Source organism: Nocardioides sp. SRI_004, assembly GCF_057586415.1.
Genome location: NZ_JBYCZV010000011.1, coordinates 35,446 through 54,968 on the forward strand (window position 1 = coordinate 35,446; position 19,523 = coordinate 54,968).

General features: G+C 72.3%; 14 protein-coding genes. 3 read left to right on the forward strand and 11 right to left on the reverse strand.

Annotated elements, in window-relative coordinates; all coding sequences use genetic code 11:
• Positions 1 to 46 precede the first annotated feature (46 nt).
• Positions 47 to 3,667 carry a (Fe-S)-binding protein gene (locus tag AC2YHB_RS16080; protein WP_487354280.1) on the reverse strand — a complete coding sequence of 1,207 codons (3,621 nt, stop codon included), beginning with the start codon at positions 3,665 to 3,667 and terminating at the stop codon, positions 47 to 49.
• A gap of 201 nt (positions 3,668 to 3,868) precedes the next feature.
• On the reverse strand, positions 3,869 to 6,391 hold the full coding sequence (locus tag AC2YHB_RS16085) for an amidohydrolase family protein (RefSeq protein WP_179648189.1): 2,523 nt from the start codon (positions 6,389 to 6,391) through the stop codon (positions 3,869 to 3,871).
• Positions 6,392 to 6,546: 155 nt separating this feature from the next.
• Between AC2YHB_RS16085 and AC2YHB_RS16090 the strand changes: the two genes are divergently transcribed.
• The 3 genes from AC2YHB_RS16090 to AC2YHB_RS16100 are packed head-to-tail and all read left to right on the forward strand — an operon-like array spanning position 6,547 to position 10,653.
• Positions 6,547 to 8,031: a M1 family metallopeptidase gene (locus AC2YHB_RS16090; RefSeq protein ID WP_179648190.1), complete on the forward strand. Its 1,485-nt coding sequence runs from the start codon at positions 6,547 to 6,549 to the stop codon at positions 8,029 to 8,031.
• Positions 8,032 to 8,075: 44 nt separating this feature from the next.
• A complete protein-coding gene (locus tag AC2YHB_RS16095) occupies positions 8,076 to 9,638 on the forward strand; it encodes a hypothetical protein (RefSeq protein ID WP_179648191.1) in 1,563 nt (520 codons plus the stop codon).
• 49 nt (positions 9,639 to 9,687) lie between these two features.
• Positions 9,688 to 10,653, forward strand: a complete 966-nt coding sequence (locus tag AC2YHB_RS16100; RefSeq protein WP_179648192.1) for a sensor domain-containing diguanylate cyclase — start codon at positions 9,688 to 9,690, stop codon at positions 10,651 to 10,653.
• 16 nt (positions 10,654 to 10,669) lie between these two features.
• On the opposite strand, the gene AC2YHB_RS16105 is transcribed toward AC2YHB_RS16100, so the two are convergent.
• From AC2YHB_RS16105 to AC2YHB_RS16145, 9 genes are all read right to left on the reverse strand, one after another.
• On the reverse strand, positions 10,670 to 11,632 hold the full coding sequence (locus AC2YHB_RS16105; protein ID WP_179648193.1) for a serine/threonine-protein kinase: 963 nt from the start codon (positions 11,630 to 11,632) through the stop codon (positions 10,670 to 10,672).
• 211 nt (positions 11,633 to 11,843) lie between these two features.
• On the reverse strand, positions 11,844 to 13,193 hold the full coding sequence (locus AC2YHB_RS16110) for a dihydrolipoamide acetyltransferase family protein (protein WP_179648194.1): 1,350 nt from the start codon (positions 13,191 to 13,193) through the stop codon (positions 11,844 to 11,846).
• Between the two features lie 11 nt (positions 13,194 to 13,204).
• A complete protein-coding gene (locus tag AC2YHB_RS16115; protein ID WP_179648195.1) occupies positions 13,205 to 14,182 on the reverse strand; it encodes an alpha-ketoacid dehydrogenase subunit beta in 978 nt (325 codons plus the stop codon).
• Position 14,183: 1 nt separating this feature from the next.
• A complete protein-coding gene (pdhA, locus tag AC2YHB_RS16120; protein WP_179648196.1) occupies positions 14,184 to 15,311 on the reverse strand; it encodes a pyruvate dehydrogenase (acetyl-transferring) E1 component subunit alpha in 1,128 nt (375 codons plus the stop codon).
• A 172-nt stretch (positions 15,312 to 15,483) separates the two neighbouring features.
• Complete coding sequence (locus tag AC2YHB_RS16125; protein WP_487354281.1) at positions 15,484 to 16,404, reverse strand: hypothetical protein; 921 nt, start codon at positions 16,402 to 16,404, stop codon at positions 15,484 to 15,486.
• Between the two features lie 13 nt (positions 16,405 to 16,417).
• Positions 16,418 to 17,374: a DUF2510 domain-containing protein gene (locus AC2YHB_RS16130; RefSeq protein WP_487354282.1), complete on the reverse strand. Its 957-nt coding sequence runs from the start codon at positions 17,372 to 17,374 to the stop codon at positions 16,418 to 16,420.
• Positions 17,375 to 17,477: 103 nt separating this feature from the next.
• Complete coding sequence (locus AC2YHB_RS16135; RefSeq protein ID WP_487354283.1) at positions 17,478 to 17,978, reverse strand: hypothetical protein; 501 nt, start codon at positions 17,976 to 17,978, stop codon at positions 17,478 to 17,480.
• A complete protein-coding gene (locus tag AC2YHB_RS16140; protein WP_487354284.1) occupies positions 17,975 to 18,937 on the reverse strand; it encodes a zinc-binding metallopeptidase family protein in 963 nt (320 codons plus the stop codon). Before AC2YHB_RS16140 ends, AC2YHB_RS16135 begins: the two co-directional genes overlap by 4 nt.
• An 18-nt stretch (positions 18,938 to 18,955) precedes the next feature.
• Positions 18,956 to 19,234 carry a hypothetical protein gene (locus AC2YHB_RS16145; protein ID WP_036548911.1) on the reverse strand — a complete coding sequence of 93 codons (279 nt, stop codon included), beginning with the start codon at positions 19,232 to 19,234 and terminating at the stop codon, positions 18,956 to 18,958.
• Between the last annotated feature and the right edge of the window lie 289 nt (positions 19,235 to 19,523).

Here is a 19,523-nt window from a genome sequence, read left to right on the forward strand (position 1 = left end):
AGCCCCACCCGGTGTGACGGGTGGGGCTCCTGCGATCGCTCGCGACTCAGAGGTCGAAGAGGGACTCCGCGGCGTTGATGTCGACGTCGGTGCGGGGCTGGTGCGCCTCGCCCGAGTACGACGCCGGGGCGGCCGACTGGGCCGGGGCCTCCGGCGCGGGGGCGGCCGGGGCGGGCTCCTCCTCCGCAGCGGGCTCCTCCGCAGCGGGCTCCTCGACAGCGGGCTCCTCCGCGGCCGGCTCGGCCACCTCGGCCTCGGGCTCCGCAGCCACTGCCTCGGGCTCCGCAGCCGCAGCCTCGGGCTCCGCAGCCGCAGCCTCGGGCTCCGCGGCCGCAGCCTCGGGCTCCGCCGCCGCACCCTCGGGCTCCGCAGCAGGCGCCTCCGGCTCAGCCGCCGGAGCAGGGGCCGCGGCGGCAGGACGCTCGACAGCAGCGGCCTCGGGGGCCTCGATGTCGAAGAGCGAGCCCATCGCGTTGATGTCGACGTCGGTCTTCGGCGCGCTCGCGGCACCGCCGGACGCAGCCGGGGCAGCGGCAGCAGGGGCACTGGCAGCAGGGGCAGCAGGCGCGGCCGGCTCGGCAGCGGGCGCCTCGGCGACGGCCTCGGCCTCCTCGTCGCGGGCCTCGGCCTCGACCGGCTCGGCCTCGGGGGTCGGCGCCGGAGCAGGAGCAGCCGCCGCCGGGGCAGCGGGAGCGGCCGGGGCCTCGATGTCGAACAACGAGCCACCGGCGTTGAGGTCGACCGACGGGGTCGGCGGAGCGGCGGCGACGCCGCCCTCGACCTCGGCCTGGACGACCTTCTCCTCGGTCGGCACGGGCGCCGACTCCATCTCGGCGGCGGGCGTCGCCTCCGCCTTCGGAGCCTCCGCCTTCGGAGCCTCCGCCTTCGGAGCCTCCGCCTTCGGAGCCTCCGTCTTCGGTGCCTCCGCCTTCGGAGCCTCCTCGGCCGGCGCGATGTCGAACAGCGAGCCGCCGGCACCCAGGTCGGCGGCCGGCGTGGCCTCGGCCGCGGGCGCGGGCTTCTCCTCGGCGGCCGGGGCCGCCTTCTGCTCGGCCGGCGGGGCGGCGTCGAAGAGCGAGCCGCCCTCGTCGAACAGCGAGCCACCGCCGGCCGGAGCCGCCTTCTCCTCGGCCTTCTCCGCCGGCGCTGCCGGTGCAGCAGACGCAGCCGGTGCCGCCTCGGCGGGAGCGGAGTCGAACAGCGAGCTCGAGTCGTCGAACAGCGATCCGCCACCGGCCGGGGCCGCGGGCTTCTCCTCCGCCGGCGCCGCCGGAGCAGCGGCCGGGGTGTCGAACATCGAGCCCGGGTCGTCGAACATCGACGAGCCGCCGGACGCCTTGGCCGCGGGGCCGACGTCCTCGGTCGCGGCGACCGTGTCGTCCGTGAGCGTGACGTCGCCGGCCTCCGGCTCGGCCTTGGTCTCGACCGACTGCTTCGCCTCGGCCGGAGCGGCTGCGGCGGCCGCGGCCTTCGGCTGCAGCGGCGCACCCTCGCCCGGCTTGAGCTTGGTGGCCTGCTCCCCCTTGACCGACGCGAGCAGCATCTGCGCGACGTCGAGGACCTCGACCTCCTCGCGCGCCTCGCCGTCGGCCTGCAGCTTGGTCAGGCCGTCGGAGATCATCACGCGGCAGAAGGGACAGCCCACGGCGACCTGGTCGGCGCCCGTACCGACGGCCTCCGCCGTGCGGTTGAGGTTGATCCGCTCGCCGATGTTCTCCTCCATCCACATGCGGGCGCCACCGGCGCCGCAGCAGAAGGACCGCTCGGAGTTGCGCTCCATCTCGGCGAACTCGGCGCCGGGGAGGATCTGGAGCAGGTCGCGCGGGGGCGTGTAGACCTGGTTGTGGCGACCCAGGAAGCAGGGGTCGTGGTAGGTGATCTTGCGGTTGTGCGCGCCGGCGCCCGTGGCGACCGGCGTCAGCTTGCCCTCCCGCACGAGCCGGTTGAGCAGCTGCGTGTGGTGGATGACCTCGAGCTCGATGCCGAGCTCGCGGTACTCGTTCTTGAGGGTGTTCATGCAGTGCGGGCAGGTGGAGACGACCTTCTTGGCCTTCGCCTCGGTCAGCACCTCGATGTTCTGCTGGGCCAGGCCCTGGAACACGAACTCGTTGCCGGCGCGGCGGGCGGAGTCACCGGTGCACGTCTCACCGTTGCCGAGTACGCCGAACGAGACGCCCGCCAGGTCGAGGAGTTCCGCGACGGCGCGGGTCGTCTTCTTGGCCCGGTCCTCGTAGGCGCCGGCGCAGCCGACCCAGAACAGCCAGTCGACGGACTCGAGGTCCTCGATCTGGTCACCGACGACCTTCACCTCGAAGGGCAGGTCCTTCGCCCAGTCGAGGCGGGCCGTGGCGGACATGTTCCACGGGTTGCCCTTGTTCTCGAGGCCCTTGAAGAGGCCGTTGAGCTCGGAGGGGAAGTTCGACTCGACGAGCACCTGGTAGCGGCGCATGTCGACGAAGTGGTCGACGTGCTCGATGTCGACCGGGCACTGCTGCACGCAGGCACCACAGTTGGTGCAGGCCCACAGGGCGTCCTCGTCGACGACGAAGTCGCCGCCCTCGGGGTTGTAGAACCAGTCGTCGACGCCGTCGGACTGCTCGTGCTCGGTCTTGCCGACGAGCGCACGCGGCTCGGCGCCGCCGGCGACGGCGTACGCCTCCTCGCGCATCGCCATCATCATCAGCTTCGGCGAGAGCGGCTTCTCGGTGTTCCACGCGGGGCACTGCGACTGGCAGCGACCGCACTCGGTGCAGGTGGTGAAGTCGAGGATGTCCTTCCAGGAGAAGTCCCAGATGGAGCCGACGCCGAGGGTGGCGTCCTCGTCGAGGTCGTCGACGTCGTCGAGCGTGATCGGCTTGCCGCCGGAGGTCAGCGGCTTGACCGCGCCGAGGGCCGTGCGGCCGCTCTCCTCACGCTTGAACCAGATGTTGAACCAGGCGGTGAAGCGGTGCCAGGCCACACCCATCGTCAGGTTGCTGGAGATGACGATCAGCCAGATCATCGCGGAGGTGATCTTGACCATCGCGATGAAGTAGATGATGTTCTCGAGCGTCCCGATCGACTCGTGGCCGGTCGGGTAGAGGTTGCCGAAGAACTGCGAGATCGGGAAGTGGAAGCCGTCGGCGTGCTCGGCGGCCTCGCCGCCGTGGGCCTTGGCGAGGTTGTACTCGGCGCCGCGGATGAAGAGGATCGCGGAGCTCTCCAGGAGCACCATCGCCTCGACGAAGTAGGCCTGCCACATGGTGGAGCCGAAGAAGCGGCTCTGGCGCCCGATCTGCGAGGGGCGGTGGGTGAGCCGGTAGATGATCAGCGGGATGATCGCCAGCGAGCCGAGCAGGCCGAGGATCTCGGCGACCCACTCGTAGAGGAAGAACTTGCCGAGGACGGGGATCGTCCACTCGGGGTCGAACAGCTGCGGGAACGCGGCGGCGACGGCGGTGGAGAGCGCGATGAACGCCGCGAAGGCGAACCAGTGCAGGATGCCGACCCACGTCCACTGCAGCATGCGCGTGTGGAGGACCGTCTCCTTGAGCATGGTCACGGTCCGGCCGACCGGGTTGCCGGTGCGGCCCGGCGCCGGCTGGCCCTTGCGGATCACGCCGAGCATCGCGGAGACGGCCCGGGCCGTCAGGGCGATGGCGACCACCGAGATGGCCAGCGAAATCACGATCGCAACGGTCTGCATGGGCGAATCTCCACTCGTCTGCAGGTTCAGGACACGCACGGGTGCGCGGGCCGAGCCTATTGCCACCATCGGAGATCGCGAACCGAAGGCAAGCCTTACCAATGGGTGGGGCGACAGGGCCGACGACCGGATCCTACCGGCAGGTAACTTCCGGTGGGGCGTGACGAATGCCTCAGGTATGCCTCAGGAGAAGCTGAGCCCGGTCACCCGGCCCGCCTTCGAGAAGGTCACCTTCACGGGCACCTTCGCCCGGGTCGAGGTCTTCGCACAGAAGGAGTACGACGTCCCGAGCCGCTGGTAGGGCTGGCCCACCGCGCGCAGCACGGCCTCGGTGGTCATGCCGATCGTCACCCGGCTCCGGACGGTGGAGACGCCCAGGCGCTGGTCGGCGTTGCGGCACGAGTCGGGCTTCACGCCGTACGCGCGCTCCCACATCTGCAGATAGGCCTCGGCCCCGCGGGCCATGTCGTCGACGATCTTCTCGCCGTCGCCGGCGTGCTGCGCCTCCGCGACCTGGCGTAGGTCCTCCACCCAGTCGGGGTAGAGGCCGTACTGCGCCACGCCGTCGACGTTGATGTCCCAGGTCCGCTCGCCGGCCTGCTGCCGGTCGACCTGGACGCCGCCGAGTCCGGTGAAGGGGTAGCTGACCGGGTTGGGGACGTCAGCACCGCGGGGGTTGCCCTGCGCGCCGAGGCCGTTGATGTCGGCACCGAAGCCGAACCCGAAGTAGTAGCGCGGGTCGGCCCAGCCGAGGTGGCGGCGCCACTTCGCGACGAAGCCGGTGGAGTCGCCTGCGTACGGGGTGATGAAGCCGCCCGCCTTGTAGATCCGGGGGTAGGTGTCGGGCGTCGACCACGAGTGGCTGGAGATCACGCCCGGGTAGGCGAGGTCGTCGATGACGTCCATCGAGGAGGAGCGGGCCTTGACCGAGAGGTGGTCGGGGTCGAAGACCATGCCGCGCTTCGCGAGGCCCTCGATCGTGTGCACGCCGAGCTCGGTGAGGCCGCGCTTGTTGCAATGGGCCGGCGGTCCGTAGAGCGGGGTCGCCGGGAGCAGTCCCAGGACCTTCCCGATCGCACCGAAGAGCGCGTCCTGCTGCCCGGCACTGAGGTCCGGCAGGACGCCGATCTGCGGGTTGTCCGCGGACTCGCCGTCCGCCGGCTCGCAGTGCTCCATCGCCCAGAACGAGCCGGTCTCGAGGAAGTTGGCGGTGTTGACGAGCGGCCCGATGGCACCCGCGTCGCCGGCGACCCCGGCGAGCGCGTTGTCGAACTTGTTGACGAGCTCCATCTGTCGTACGCCGAGGGCGTGCATCTCGTCGAGGTTGGCGTCGATCTCGGCCTTGGTGCAGGCCGGGAAGTCCTTGCCCAGGACCTTCTTGTACGTGCAGCCGAACGGGATGGACGTCTCGATGCCCATCACCACGGCCATCTTGCCGCTGTTGATGACCCGCCGCGCCTCGAAGGGGTCCTTCACGATCCGGTAGAAGCCCTTGCCCGGGCCGCCGAACTGGGCGTCGATGTAGTCCTGCATCTTCAGCATGTCGCTGGCCTGCAGGCGGATCGAGTCCATGTCGTCGCAGGAGTTCTTCTTCATCGGGTAGAGCTGGCAGAGCTTGTTGTTCTCGACCAGCAGGTTGACGAAGAGCCGCTGCCCGCCGCGCCACGCGCGCTCGAGCCACCGGTAGTAGGTGCCCTCGTGGGTGAGCGACTCGGGCGCCGGCCAGTCCTTGAAGGTCGGCCAGCCGACGGGATCGTGCGACGGTTCGCCGGAGAGCACCGACTCGAGCAGCGCACCCTTGCCCTGGGTGAGCGTGTGGTCCTGGCAGTCGACAAGGGCGTACGGCGCGCCGTAGGTGTGCCACGGACGGCCGCAGTGCACCTTGCCGCCGAGGAACTCGAACGCCATGCCGTGGGTGTGCGCGTCGACGAAGCCGCGCACCTCCTGGTAGGTGGTCTCGCCCGCGAAGGGGTCGCCGGTGACGTTGATCGCCGCCTCCGGGTACGACGGGCAGCCGCTCGCCGTGCGCAGCGCGAAGGTCGTGCCGGCGCCCGGCACGAGCTTGCCGCCGGCGACGGTGAGCGCCTTCCCGGCGCCGACGTCGAACCGGTAGCCGGTCCCGGCCTTCGTCGCCGTCCAGTCGGCCGCCGGGCTCGCCTTGGCAGCGACCTTCACCGCCCCGTTGACCACCGCGAGCTCGCCACCCGTCGTGTGCAGCAGGTAGCCGCCGAGGCGGGTGGCCTTGAAGTAGTAGGGGCCGAACCTCGCCAGACCGGCGGTCAGGGTGTAGCAGCCGCCGGCCATCGCGTAGCGGTCGGCCGGCACGGCCGTGCGGGCGGGGTAGGCGGCGACGCCGACGAGCTCGGGGTCCGGCAGTGCGCGCTCGGCCTCGACGTACTCCTCCGCGGCGGCGCGCTCCTCGGCGGTCGTCGGGTCGACCGCCTCGGCCTCCTCACCGACGGCGAGGCCGCGGGAGACGTCGTTCTTGGTCGCCGGGTCGTTGTGGTCGTGCGGGGCCAGCATCGCGTCGTCGTGCGGGATCCCGCGGTCCGACTTCTGCTGCTCGGCCGCGGCCGCGAGGCTCGTCGTGCTCCCGGGGCCGGCGCCGGCCACGGGGACGACGGCCGCCACGCCGATGACCCCCAGGGCCGCCGTGACGGCCAGTCCGACCCGTCGCGACGCTGCCGAATCGCGCAATCCGTCCATGCCGACCTCCCTGACCGTCCCCATGTCCGAGTGACACCGATCACTCAACGACCGAGCACGGGGAGGGTAACACCAAAACGTGACACTTGTTCAGGTTCGTCTCGCGTGAGGGGCCGCCGGGCATGATGTGCGCACCGACGGGAGAAGGAACACCCATGACCCGCATGCGCGCCGCCTCGCTGGCCCTCGCCCTCACCGCCGCCCTGGCGCTCGCCGCGTGCGGCTCCGACGACGAGCCGGAGTCCGACGGCGACCCGACGACCAGCGCGACGCCCACGAGCAGCGCTCCCACGACGAGCACGACGACGCCCTCCGCCGGCGGGAAGTACGCCGCCGCGGTCAGCGAGACCCGCGAGGACTCCGTCTACCCCGACATCGGCGACCCGCTCGTCGACGCGCTCCACTACGACCTCGGGCTGGCCTGGGACCCGGCGAAGGACCGGCTCACCGCGCACCAGACGCTCACCTTCCGGGCCACCGGCGACTCCCCCACCATCCCGCTCGACTTCAACGAGCAGCTCGGGATCTCCGAGCTGACCGTCGACGGCGAGCCGGCCGACCACGAGGTCGACGGCACCCACCTCACGATCGACCACCCGATCGAGGCCGACCAGCGCTACGAGCTCGCCCTCACCTACGCCGGCACCCCGGAGCCGGCCCCGGCCCCGAGCACCCGCCAGGACTTCACCCAGGGCGTCGGCTGGAGCATCACCGACGAGCACGAGACGTGGACGCTGCAGGAGCCCTACGGGGCGTTCACCTGGTACGCCGTCAACGACCAGCCCGCCGACAAGGCCTTCTACGACTTCACCCTCACCAGCCCGGCGCCGATGTCGGGCGTGGCCAACGGGCAGCTGACGAAGTCCACCGAGGAGGGCGGGACGTCGACGAACACCTGGCACCTCGCGGAGCCCGCGTCGTCGTACCTCGTCACGGTGGCGTTCGGCGACTTCCAGCACACGGACCTGACGTCGTCGAGCGGCGTCCCGATCCAGGTCTGGACCGACGCCGACGGCGACCCGTTGCCCGGCGGCACCGACACCGCGCCGGCGGCCGTCGACTGGCTCGAGAAGATCCTGGGCCCCTATCCCTTCGACTCGCTGGGCATCCTCGTCGTCGACAACGACAGCGGCATGGAGACCCAGACCATGATCACGCTCGGCGACAGCGACTACAGCCTGTCCCCCGCCGTGGTCGTCCACGAGGCCGCGCACCACTGGTACGGCGACACGGTCACCCCCGCGGACTGGTCCGACGTGTGGATGAACGAGGGGATGGCGATGTACCTGCAGGGCATGTGGGAGGCCGAGCAGGAGGGCGTCACCATCGCCCAGAAGATGGACGAGTGGGCCGGCTTCGAGGTCCAGCTCCGCGAGGGCGCCGGACCGCCCGCCGCCTTCGACCCGAAGCAGTTCGGCGACGGCAACATCTACTACGGACCGGCGCTGATGTGGCAGGAGCTGCGGGAGAGGATCGGGGACGACAAGTTCTTCGCGATGCTCCGCGAGTGGCCGGCCTCGCAGGAGAACGGCAACGCCGACCGCCAGGAGTACTGGGACTGGATCGAGAGGACGACCGGCGAGGAGCTGTCCGACTTCTTCGACGACTGGCTGCTGGGCGAGGAGACGCCTCCGCGCTGACCGCGCCCTTCCCACGAGACTGGAACACGTTCTACTCTCCCGGGATGCGCCTCCGCTCCCTGGCCGCGACCGCTGCTGCCGGCGTCCTCGCCCTGACCCTCGCGTCCGCCCCGTCCGCCACCGGGTCGGTCCGCACCGACGGCACCCTCGACGCCGACGGCTTCGCCCTGCCCGGGCTGCCCGCGCTGCCGACCATCCCCGGCCTGCCGATCCCGCCGCTGCCGACCGACCTGCTGGTCCCCCGCTTCACCGGCGCCGCCGTCACCGCACAGCCGCTCGACGCGCCGCCGGTGCCGCAGAACCCCTGGCTGGCCCCGAACGGTCGCAGCAGCATGCACAACGACGCCTACAGCACCGACGCGTACGCCGTGTCGGGGCCGACCGGCCGGGCGCTGACGATGCGGACGGCGTCGTACGGGATCCGGGAGTGCGCGACGATGGCCTTCGACTCGCACGACCGCATCGTCGGTCTCTGCGGCGGGCTCGAGGGCTTCACCATGATGGTGATCGACCCGGTCACGCTGCGCCCGGTCTCCCAGCTGCAGCTCTCGGCGCGCGACCTCGGCAAGGCCGCCAACCCGTTCACCGACCTGTGCGGCGGCACCTACTTCTTCCTCGACGGCCAGGACCGCGCCTACGCGACGACGACCCGGTCCGCCATCGCCGAGGTGCAGGTCGGCGCCGACGGCGGGCTCAGCAAGGGGCGCACGTGGCCGCTGACGTCGTACCTCGGCGCCGACGACTGCCTCGTGGCCACGGGCGTCGACTGGTCCGGTCGGGTCTGGTGGTTCAGCCAGCAGGGCACGGTCGGGACCCTCGACCGCGCGACCGGCGCGGTGAAGGCGCTCGAGCTGCCGGACGGCGAGGGCATCTACAACTCGGTCTCCAGCGACGAGACCGGCGGCGTCTACTTCGTCTCGACGCACCGGTCCTACCGACTCGACGCGGCCGCCGACGGCACGCCGGAGATCACCTGGGCGATCCCCTACGACCGCGGCTCGGCGAAGAAGCCGGGCATGCTCTCCCAGGGCTCGGGCACCTCGCCCACCCTCATCGGCGAGCGGTGGATCGCGATCGCCGACAACGCCGACCCGCAGAGCCACGTCATCGTCTACGACCGCCGACGCGGCGTACCGGACGGCGAGCGGGAGCACTGCTCCGTGCCGGTCCTGCAGGGTGGGGCGAGCACGACCGAGAACAGCCTCGTGGCAGCGGGCAATTCGCTGATCATCGAGAACAACTACGGGTACGCCGGTGTGCAGTCCACGCTGCTCGGGAAGTCCACGACGCCCGGCGTCTCGCGGGTGATGATCGACGACGAGGGCTGCCACGTCGCGTGGACCAACCCGACCGTCGCCCCCACGTCGGTGCCGAAGGCGTCGCTGGGCAACGGGCTCGTCTACGTGTACTCGAAGCCGCCCCGCAAGGACCTCCTCGACGCCTGGTACGTCACCGCGATCGACATCCGGACCGGTGAGACCCGCTGGAGCCGGCTCACCGGCACCGGCATCCAGTGGAACAACCACTACGCGGCGATCTACCTCGGCCCGGACGGGGCGTTGTACGTCGCCACGATCGTCGGCCTGATCCGCCTGGCGGACGGCTGAGTCCCCTTCGACCGTTCAGGCCGGCGCGCGACCTGCCGATCTGGCGGGCATGTCCGAGGCCGTGGAGGGTGCCCTGTCGGCGGAGCCCGTGCTCCCCGCGACGGGGGCGGACGCCTTCGCGGCGTCGGCACGCAGCGTGGTCGAGTACCTGAGCCGTCGTACGCCGCTCGCCGACTGGTCGGTCTCCCGCGTCGCCGGCGGCGAGCAGGTGCACGTGCACGTCCACCACGACGCACTCATCGCCACGGGCGACCGAGTGCCGTGGGACGACACCTTCTGCCGCCAGATGACCGACGGCGCCGCCCACGTCGTGCACGACGCGGTCCGCGACCCCGACTACGCCTGGCTCCCCGACGCCGGTCCCATCCGGGCCTATGTCGGCTTCCCGATCACCGACGACGGCGACCTGTTCGGGATCCTCTGCGGGGTCGGCAGCTCACCGCTCGCCGACCTCCCGCCGTTCGACGCCGACCTCGTCGAGCTGCTCAGCTCGTTGCTCTCCTCGCAGGTGGGCATCGCGCGGGCGGCCGACCGCGAGCGCCGCCGGGCGACGATCGCGGTCGCGCTCGCCGCGACCGACGAGCTCACCGGACTCGTCAACCGGCGCGGCTGGGACACCCTGGTCGCCGACGCCCAGCAGCGGATCGAAGCGTTCGGCGACCCGGTCGCCGTGGCGGTGGTCGACGTCGACGGGCTCAAGACGACCAACGACACCTTCGGCCACGCCGCGGGCGACGACCTGCTCCGGCGGACCGCCGCGGCCCTGCTGGCCGCCGGGACCGACCAGGACCGGGTCGCCCGCTACGGCGGCGACGAGTTCACGGTCCTCACCAACAACGTGGCGGTCGCCGACCTGGCCGACCACTACGCCCGCTTCGAGCGGTCCCTCGCCGAGCACGACGTGCAGGCCTCGCTCGGCCACGCCTGGACCGGGCCGGGCGACCGCACGGTCCTCGAGGCGTTCCGCCTCGCCGATGCCTCGATGTACGACGCCAAGCGGTCCCGGCGTCGCTGACGCCGCGGGCGTCGGGTCACCACAGGCAGCCGGAGGCGGCCTCGAGGGCGTCGTCGACGACGGCCGGGTCGGGCCGCGCCCCCCGCTCGACCGCGGCCAGGGCCGTGGCGCCGTGCTCGTCGACCAGCGCGCGGGCCGCGCACGCGGCGCTCCGCGCATCCAGACCCGCCTCGTCCTCCAGCACGTGCGCGATCCGCGCGACTGCGTCGCGGCCTTGCTCCTCGGGCCGGTCCCGGGCAGCCACTGCTGCCACCACTGCCACCGTCGCCACCGTCGCGCCGGTGGCGAGGGCGAGCGCCGCGGCCGCCACCGGCCACCCGCGCCGCCGGTCGCGGGCCGGCCGCCGCAGCAGGTCGCGGACCTCGGCCGCGGAGCGGGCGTCCCGCAGCGCTCGTGCGACCGGTCCCGCGGCAGCCTCGCCCAGGCAGGCCTCGAGCAGGCGGCGGAGCCCGGCGAGGTCGCCGCGGACCCCCGCTCCTCCCGCGGGTGCCGCGATCCCGAAGTCCGCCAGGTAGGCGACGGTGTCGGTGCCCCGGTGGCGCAGCAGCACGTTCGACGGCTTGATGTCGCGGTGCACGAGGCCGACGCGGTGCGCCTCGGCGAGGCCGTCGGCGACCTGCGCGACGATCGCCGCGGCCTGGCCCGGCGGCAGCGGGCCGTGCCGGAGCAGGTACCGGCCGAGGTCGCCGTCGGGCACCAGCTGGGTCGCGATGAAGAGCTGCCCGTCGAGCTCGCCGTGCGCGAAGACCTGCACGACGTGCGGCGAGTCCAGCGACGCCTGGGCCCGGGCCTCGCGGACGAAGCGGGTGCGGAACTCCGGGTCGCCGGCGAGTCCGGGCACGATCACCTTGAGCGCGACGTGGCGGTCGAGGGCGGTGTCGAGGGCGTCGTACACGGTGCCCATGCCGCCCTGCCCGAGCCGCCGCACGATCCGGTACGGGCCGAGCTGGTCAGGTGGTCCGAGTCGCGCGGGCGGCACCGGTCCGTTCTACCCGCTCCCGACATCTGGTGCGTCCGCCCATCCCCAGCCCCTCCGCCGACTTGTCACATCGAGCCGCCGACTTGCCACTTTGGCGGGTCGAGCTGCCACTTCCGTCCGGCGCCGACGAGGAAAGTGGCAACTCACTCGGTGAATGTGGCAAGTCGGCGCGACAAAGTGGCAAGTCGGCGGTCGGAACGCCCAGGCCGGGTCAGAAGAGGAGGGCGGTGCCGGGGTCGCTGATGATGCCGGCGACGTCGGCGAGGAACTGGGTGCCGGTGGCGCCGTCGACGTGGCGGTGGTCGAAGGACAGCGACAGCGTCATCACCTGGCGGGGGACGACCTGGTCGCCGACCACCCACGGCTGCGGCTTGATCGCGCCGAGGCAGAGGATGGCGGACTCGCCGGGGTTGATGATCGGCGTACCGCCGTCGACGCCGAAGACGCCGATGTTGCTGATCGTGAAGGACCCGCCGGCGAGGTCGGCCGGCTGGGTGCGTCCCTCGCGGGCCGTCGACGTGAGGTCCTCGAGGGCCCGGGCCAGCTCGACGAGCGAGAGGGCGTCGGCGTCCTTGACGTTCGGGACGACCAGGCCGCGCGGCGTGGCGGCGGCGATGCCGAGGTTGACGTAGCGCTTGACCACGACCTCCTGCGCGGCCTCGTCCCAGGTCGAGTTCACCAGCGGTGTACGACGAAGGGCGAGCAGGCACGCGCGGGCGGCCACGAGCAGCGGGCTGACCTTCACCTCCGCGAACTCGCGGCGCTCCCGCAGCCGGTCGACCAGCTCCACGGTGGCCGTGGCGTCGATGGTGACCCAGGTCGTCGCGTGGGGCGCGGAGAAGGCGGAGGAGACCATCGCCGCGGCCATCTGCTTGCGCACGCCCTTGACCGGCTCGCGGGTCTCGCGCGCACCGGCCGCTGCGGTGCTGGTCGCGGATCGGCCGGCGGCAGCGAGCACGTCGTCCTTGCTGACGGTTCCCCCGGGGCCGGTCGCGGGGACAGCGGTCAGGTCGACGCCGAGGTCGCGGGCGAGCCGGCGGACCAGGGGCTTGGCGAGGGCGCGGACGGCACCGGGGTCTCGTGACGGTCGCTGCGCGACCTCCTCGACCACCGGGGCGTCGACCACCGGGGCGGCGACCACCGGGGGCTCCACGACCGGGGCCGCAGGCACCGCGTCGCCCTTGCGCGCCCGGCGCCGGAGCGTGCGCTGCTTCGGCCCGTAGCCGACGAGCGTGGCCTGGCCGGCGGGCGGGACGTTGGTGTCGATGACCTCCGGACCGCGGGCGGGAGCGGGCGCGGGGGCGGCGGCGCCCTCCTCGCCGATCCGGATGATCGGCGTACCGACCTGGACGGTCTCGCCCTCGGCCGCCAGCAGCGCGAGCACGGTGCCGGCGAAGGGCGAGGGCAACTCGACGACGGACTTGGCGGTCTCGATCTCGACGATGACGTCGTTGACGGCGACGACGTCGCCCTCCTTGACCCGCCACGCCACGATCTCGGCCTCGGTGAGGCCCTCACCGACGTCGGGGAGCTTGTACTCGCCGGCAGTCTGGGTGCTCATCGCGGTCCTCCTCAGTAGCCGAACGTGCGGTCGACGGCGTCGAGCACCCGGTCGAGGTCGGGCAGGAACATGTCCTCGATCCTCGCGGCGGGGTACGGCGTGTCGTAGCCACCCACGCGCAGCACGGGCGCCTCGAGCGAGTGGAAGCACTCCTCGGTGACCCGGGCGGCGACCTCGGCGCCCAGGCCGAGGGTCACGTGCGCCTCGTGGACGACGACGAGCCGGCCGGTGCGGCGTACGGACTCGTACACCGGCGCGAGGTCGAGCGGCGAGAGCGTGCGCAGGTCGATGACCTCGACCGAGCGGCCCTCCTCGCCCGCGACGGTCGCGACGTCGAGGCAGGTCGACACGGTCGGGCCGTAGCCGACGAGCGTGACGTCGGTGCCAGGACGGACCACGCGCGACTCCCACAGCGGTGCGGCGGGCGCGCTCTCGTCGACGTCGGCCTTCGCCGAGTGGTAGAGCCGCTTGGGCTCCAGGAAGATCACCGGGTCGTCGCACGCGATGGCCTGCTGGATCATCGTGTAGGCGTCGGCGGGGTTGGAGCAGGTCACGACCTTGAGGCCCGGCGTGTGGACGAACTGGGCCTCCGGCGACTCGCTGTGGTGCTCGACCGCGCCGATGCCGCCGCCGTAGGGCACCCGGATCACCATCGGCACCTTCACCCGGCCCTGGCTGCGGAAGTGGAAGCGCGCCACCTGGCACACGATCTGGTCGTAGGCGGGGTAGACGAAGCCGTCGAACTGGATCTCCACCACCGGCCGGTAGCCGCGCAGCGCGAGTCCGACGGCCGTGCCGACGATGCCCGACTCGGCGAGCGGGGTGTCGATGACCCGGTCGTCGCCGAAGTCCTTCTGCAGCCCGTCGGTGATCCGGAAGACGCCGCCGAGGGTGCCGACGTCCTCGCCCATCACGAGCACCTTGTCGTCGCCCTCGAGGGCCTTGCGCAGGCCGGCGTTGAGCGCCTTGGCCACGGTCATCGTCACCATCTCAGAGCACCTCCGCGAAGGACGCGACGTGGGCGTCGTACGCCGCCTGCTGCGCCGCGAGGTCGGGGGTCGTCTCGACGTGGACCAGGTCGAAGATGTCGCGAGCCACCGGCTCCGGCAGCTCGTGGCAGACGCGGCGCATCCGTACGCCGAGCTCGTCGGCCTCGTCCGCGATCCCCGCGACGTAGGCGTCGTCGGCCAGGCCCTCGGCCCGCAGGTACGCCTCGAGGCGCGCGATCGGGTCCTTGGCCTTCCACTGGTCGACGTCGGCGCTGCGCCGGTAGCGGGTGGGGTCGTCGGTGGTCGTGTGCGCGCCCATCCGGTAGGTGTACGCCTCGACGAAGGTCGGTCCCTGGCCGTCGCGGGCCCGCTGCAGCGCCGCCTGCACGACGGCGTGGGTGGCGAGGACGTCGTTGCCGTCGACGCGGACCCCGGGGAAGCCGAAGCCGTGCGCCCGCCGGTAGAGCGGGATCCGGGACTGCCGCTCCAACGGCTCCGAGATCGCCCACTGGTTGTTCTGGCAGAAGAACACCACCGGCGCGTTGTACGACGCCGCGAACACCAGCGACTCGTTGACGTCGCCCTGCGAGGTCGCCCCGTCGCCGAAGCAGGCCATCACGGCGGTGTCGCGCTCGGGGTCGCCGGTGCCGACGGCGCCGTCGCGCTGGACACCCATCGCGTAGCCGGTCGCGTGCAGCGAGTGCGCCCCGACCACGATCGAGTAGAGCGCGAAGTTGTGGTCCTTCGGGTCCCAGCCACCCTGGTCGGTGCCGCGGAACAGGCCGAGCAGGCGGACCGGGTCGATGCCGCGGCACCAGGCGACGCCGTGCTCGCGGTAGGTCGGGAAGGCGAAGTCCTGCGGGCGCATCGCACGCCCCGCACCGATCTGGGCGGCCTCCTGGCCGAGGAGCTGCGGCCACAGGCCGAGCTCGCCGTGGCGCTGCAGGGCGGTGGCCTCGATGTCGAGGCGGCGGACCAGCACCATGTCGCGGTAGAAGCCGCGCAGCTGGTCGGCGGAGAAGTCGAGGTCGAAGACCGGATGGTGGACCCGCTCGCCCTCCGGCGTCAGCAGCTGGACCAGCTCGGGCTCGTCTTCATCGGGAGCAGGTCCGAAGACGGGGTCGGTCATTGCACCACTCCTGGGGGCCGTCGCCGTCGGGGTCACCGGGGCGGGGTGGGGGTACTTCGGCGGCCCGACTCTAGCCACAAGGGTGGGTGGCTGTGGGCCGGACCACAGATTCACCTTCCACGATACTCGCGGCCCCGCCCGAGCGGTCGTCATCTACTGGCGGGTAGCCCCGTCAGACGTACTCGCGCGACGGCTCGTGGCCGCCGTCGTACCCCTCGTGGCCGTCGTACCCGTCGTAGCGGTCGTCGCGGCGACGGCGCGGCCACAGCGAGCCGGCGACCAGCACGAGGCCGACCGGGGCGGCGAGCAGGAAGGTCCTCGCGTAGGGCGTCAGGGAGCCCAGCACCGCGTCGAGCATGATCCGCACCATCGCCTGGCTGCCGACGTCGGCGCGGTCGACGGCGAGGTCGGTCAGGGGCTCCACCGCCAGCATCACGAGCCCGGCGCCGAGCGCGCCGCCGAGCAGCGCGAAGCCGGCCGTCCGGGCGCGCCCCCGCCACCCGGTGGCGACGAGCACCGCGAGGCCGACGAGGGCCGCCCACGCGAAGGGCAGCCAGCCGGCGGCGCTGTGCGTGGTCCGGTAGGCCGGTCCGCCCTCCGCCACCTTCGCCCGCTCGACGACGGGCACCTGCAACGGGACCGTGGGCAGCAACCCGACCGGGATGCCCCGGTCCTCGAGCACCAGCAGCACCTGCGCGACCACCGGGCCGGCGTCGACGGTCAGCGAGCCGCTCGTGTCGGCATCCGGGTCCTCCAGCAGGTCGATCACCTGGCCGTGGAGGTCGCGGTTGGCGTCGCGCCAGATCTTCGGGAACTCCCTGCTCTCGACGACCTCGTTCGCCGCCGCCTGCGCCCAGGTGTCGACGGCGCCGGGCAGCCCCACCGGCACGTGCTGCTGCAGGGCGGCGACGGCCGCCGCCGCGGCGGCGTCGGCCATCACCCGGCGCACGGCAGGGTCGTCGGCGAGCGGGGCCACCGTGTCGAGGTACTCCTGGCGGTCGTCGACGCGTTCGGTGACCCAGGTGGTGGCGATCGCCAGCGGCGCGACGAGCGTCGCGAGGACGACGAGGAGGAAGGCGGCGAAGGACCTCACGGCGCCGGGTGCGTCAGCACTCGTCCTCGTCGTCGGCGTGGTCGTCCTTGACCTTCCAGTCACCGTCCTCCTTGCAGAGGAGAGCGGTGCCCTCGTCGTCGTCGGTCTTCTCGCCACCGAAGGCCTCGACGGCCTTGTCGTTGTCGCCCTTGTACTCGCCCTTGGACGTCCAGTCGACACGTGCGGTGTCGCCGTCCTCCTCGGCGTCCTTGATGTCGTAGGTGTACTCCCAGTCGTCGAGGATGTCCTCGAAGGACTCGCCCGCGGCGTCCTCGAACTCCTTGAAGGACTTGTCCAGGTCCTCCTGGGCGGCGTCGACGTAGTCGTCGCAGTTGTCGACGTCGTACTCCTCGAACTCGTCGTCCTGCGCGTCCTTCGTCGACAGCTCGCACAGCGTCTTCACGTCGGCCTCGGACTGGGCCTTGAGGTAGTCCTCGGTGACGCTCTTGGGGTCGCTGCCGCCCACCACCTTCACCAGGAAGAAGACCGCCACGATCGCGAGGACGAGCAGCGCCACGAGCCCGCCGATGATCGCGAACAGCTTGCCCTTGCCCTTGCCGCCACCGCCGCCGGTGGGCTGGCCGTAGCCCGGGCCGCCGTAGCCCTGCTGGCCGTACGGCTGCTGCTGGCCGGGCTGGCCCCAGCCCGGCTGCCCGCCCGGCTGGCCGCCAGGCTGGCCCGGCTGGCCGTACGCCGGCTGGCCCGGCTGCTGCCCGTAGGGCTGCTGCTGCGCGGGCTGGCCGTAGCCCGGCTGCGCGCCACCCTGGTTGAAGTCGGCAGCGCGGTTGGGGGCGACCACGGTCGCCTGGTCGGTGGGACCGGGCGTCGGAGGGGTCGCAGGGGCGCCGGACGCGCCGCCCTCGGGAGGCTGGGTGTGCTCGGTCCACTGGGTGCCGTCCCACCAGCGCTGGCCGCCCTGGCCGTCGGGGTACCACCCCGGAGGGGTCGAGGGCTGGTTCGGGTCAGACATCGGCAACTCCTTGTGGAGGCGGGCGGGACCGGCCGCGCGGGCCGTGGAACGGTCGGGCGGTCATCATGTCATTGCTGCCCGCTCGCGCGGGGCTCAACCGGCCTCAACCCGCGTCGACGCCGGCCACCCGCCAGTCGCCGTCGACCTCGACCAGCTCGACGGTCCCGCGGTCGTAGGCGCCGCCGCCCTGCCACAGCTCGTCGAAACCGGACTGGTCCTCGCCGTGGTAGCGGAGCTCGACGACGTACTGGACGCGCGCCCGGCCGTCCTCGTCGTTGAGCGCCTGCACCGTGACCTCGACGTCGGTGTCGTCGGCGTACGGCAGGAACGGGTTGTCGGTGCTGGCCTCCTTCGCCGCGTCGGCGTAGGCGGCGCAGTCGGCGAAGGGGTGGCCGCCGTAGAGCTCGGCGTCGCGCCACTCGAGCGTCGCGAGATCGCACTCGGCGCGCCAGTCGCCGCTCCACTGCGCCCGCAGGTAGTCCTCGGCCACCGACTCGGGACCGGAGCCGCGCAGCGCCAGGACGAGCGCCACGACTCCGCCGGCGAGGGCGAGCACGACGAGCGCCGCGACCCCGAGGACGGTACGACGCCCGGGTCGCCTCATCGCGCCAGACCGGCCACGAAGTCGAGCTTGTCCAGCACCGGGTCGGGGATCACGAACGGGTAGACGTCGTCCTTGCCCATCGAGCGGTTGATCTGGTTGAGGGCGACCGACAGCGGGATCCACACGGCCCGCACCAGGTCGTGGAAGACGCTGAACGCGGTCACGTCGACGGTCGCCAGCCCGTGCGCCGCGGCGGTCTCGCAGGTGTCGCTGATGTGCAGGTAGTGCGCGAAGGTCTCGGCGAAGTCCTCGAACGGGTGCATCGTCGCGTAGGTCGTGATGTACGACGACTCCCACCCCGCCGGCGGGCCGTCGGCGTAGTGGCGGTCGATCGCCGCCTGGTAGTCGGTGGTCTCGTCGCCGAAGAGCTCGCGGCAGCGGGCCAGCCGCTCGGGGTCCGCATCGGTGACCAGCCGCGACTGGACGAAGTGCCCGACCTCGTGGCGCAGGTGGCCGAGCAGCGTGCGGTAGGGCTCGTCGAGCTCCTGCCGGATCCGCTCGCGGCGGGCGTCGTCGGACTCGGCGAGGTCGATGGTGATCACGCCGTCGGCATGCCCGATCACGACGTTCTCGTCGACGCTGGACAGCATGTCGAAGACCAGCCCCGTGGTGTCGAAGCCGAGGTGGTCGAGCTCGACGAGGAGGTGCCGCTTCGCGGCCTCCGCCGCCGGGAACTGGGCCATGCCCTCGGCGTCGGTCTCCGCGGGTCGGGTCCGGGTCAGGTCGCAGGCGGAGCACTGGCCGCCCTCGAGCGGCGCGAGCCAGGTGCAGCCGGAGAGGTTGAGGTTGGCGCACACGTGCCAGACCAGGCCGGTCGGGTCGACGTACCGGCCCTCGGCGTCGAGCGGCACGATGTCGCGCTCCTCACGGGAGAAGCCGAGCGGGGTGCCGCAGGAGACGCAGACGGAGTTCTCGAAGAAGAGCGGGTTGCCGCACGTGCGGCAGCTGAAGGAACGCACGAACTGGTGCGCCCGCCCTCAGTTGTTGGCCGTGATCAGCCAGACGACCACCACGCACGCGATCAGCGCGAGGGCCGTGATCAGGCCCATCACGAAGCCGATCGTGCGCTTCGCGCTGGCGGGCGGCGGCGGCAGGCCGGGGCCGCCGTAGCCGGCGGGCGGGCCACCGTAGGCCGGCGGCTGGCCCGGCACCGGGCCGGGCGCTCCCCCGCCGAGATAGGCGGGCGGCGGCGGGGCTCCCGGCGCTCCCTGCGGGGGACCGGGCTGAGGCGGGACACCGTACGGCGGCTGGCTCATGGCACCACCCTAGTGCCGCGTCCGGGTAGTTGTGGAACGTTTGGCGTGCGCACGGTGCGTGCATCGCGAGGCGCCGGCGCGCAGCCATACCGGGTCGTCTCGCAAGCGTCGGCAACGCCGCGAGGTGCGTGCTGTGGGTGCGCGAAGCGCTTCAGAACTTTCCGGACGCGGCACCAGGAGGGCCGGGCGCCTGACTCCACCTCTTCCGGGCGATTCGGCCGGGCGGGGCAGGTAACACGCTGTTCGCTCGACTACCCGGCGGTTGTCGGCACGTTTCCGCGCGTTTCAC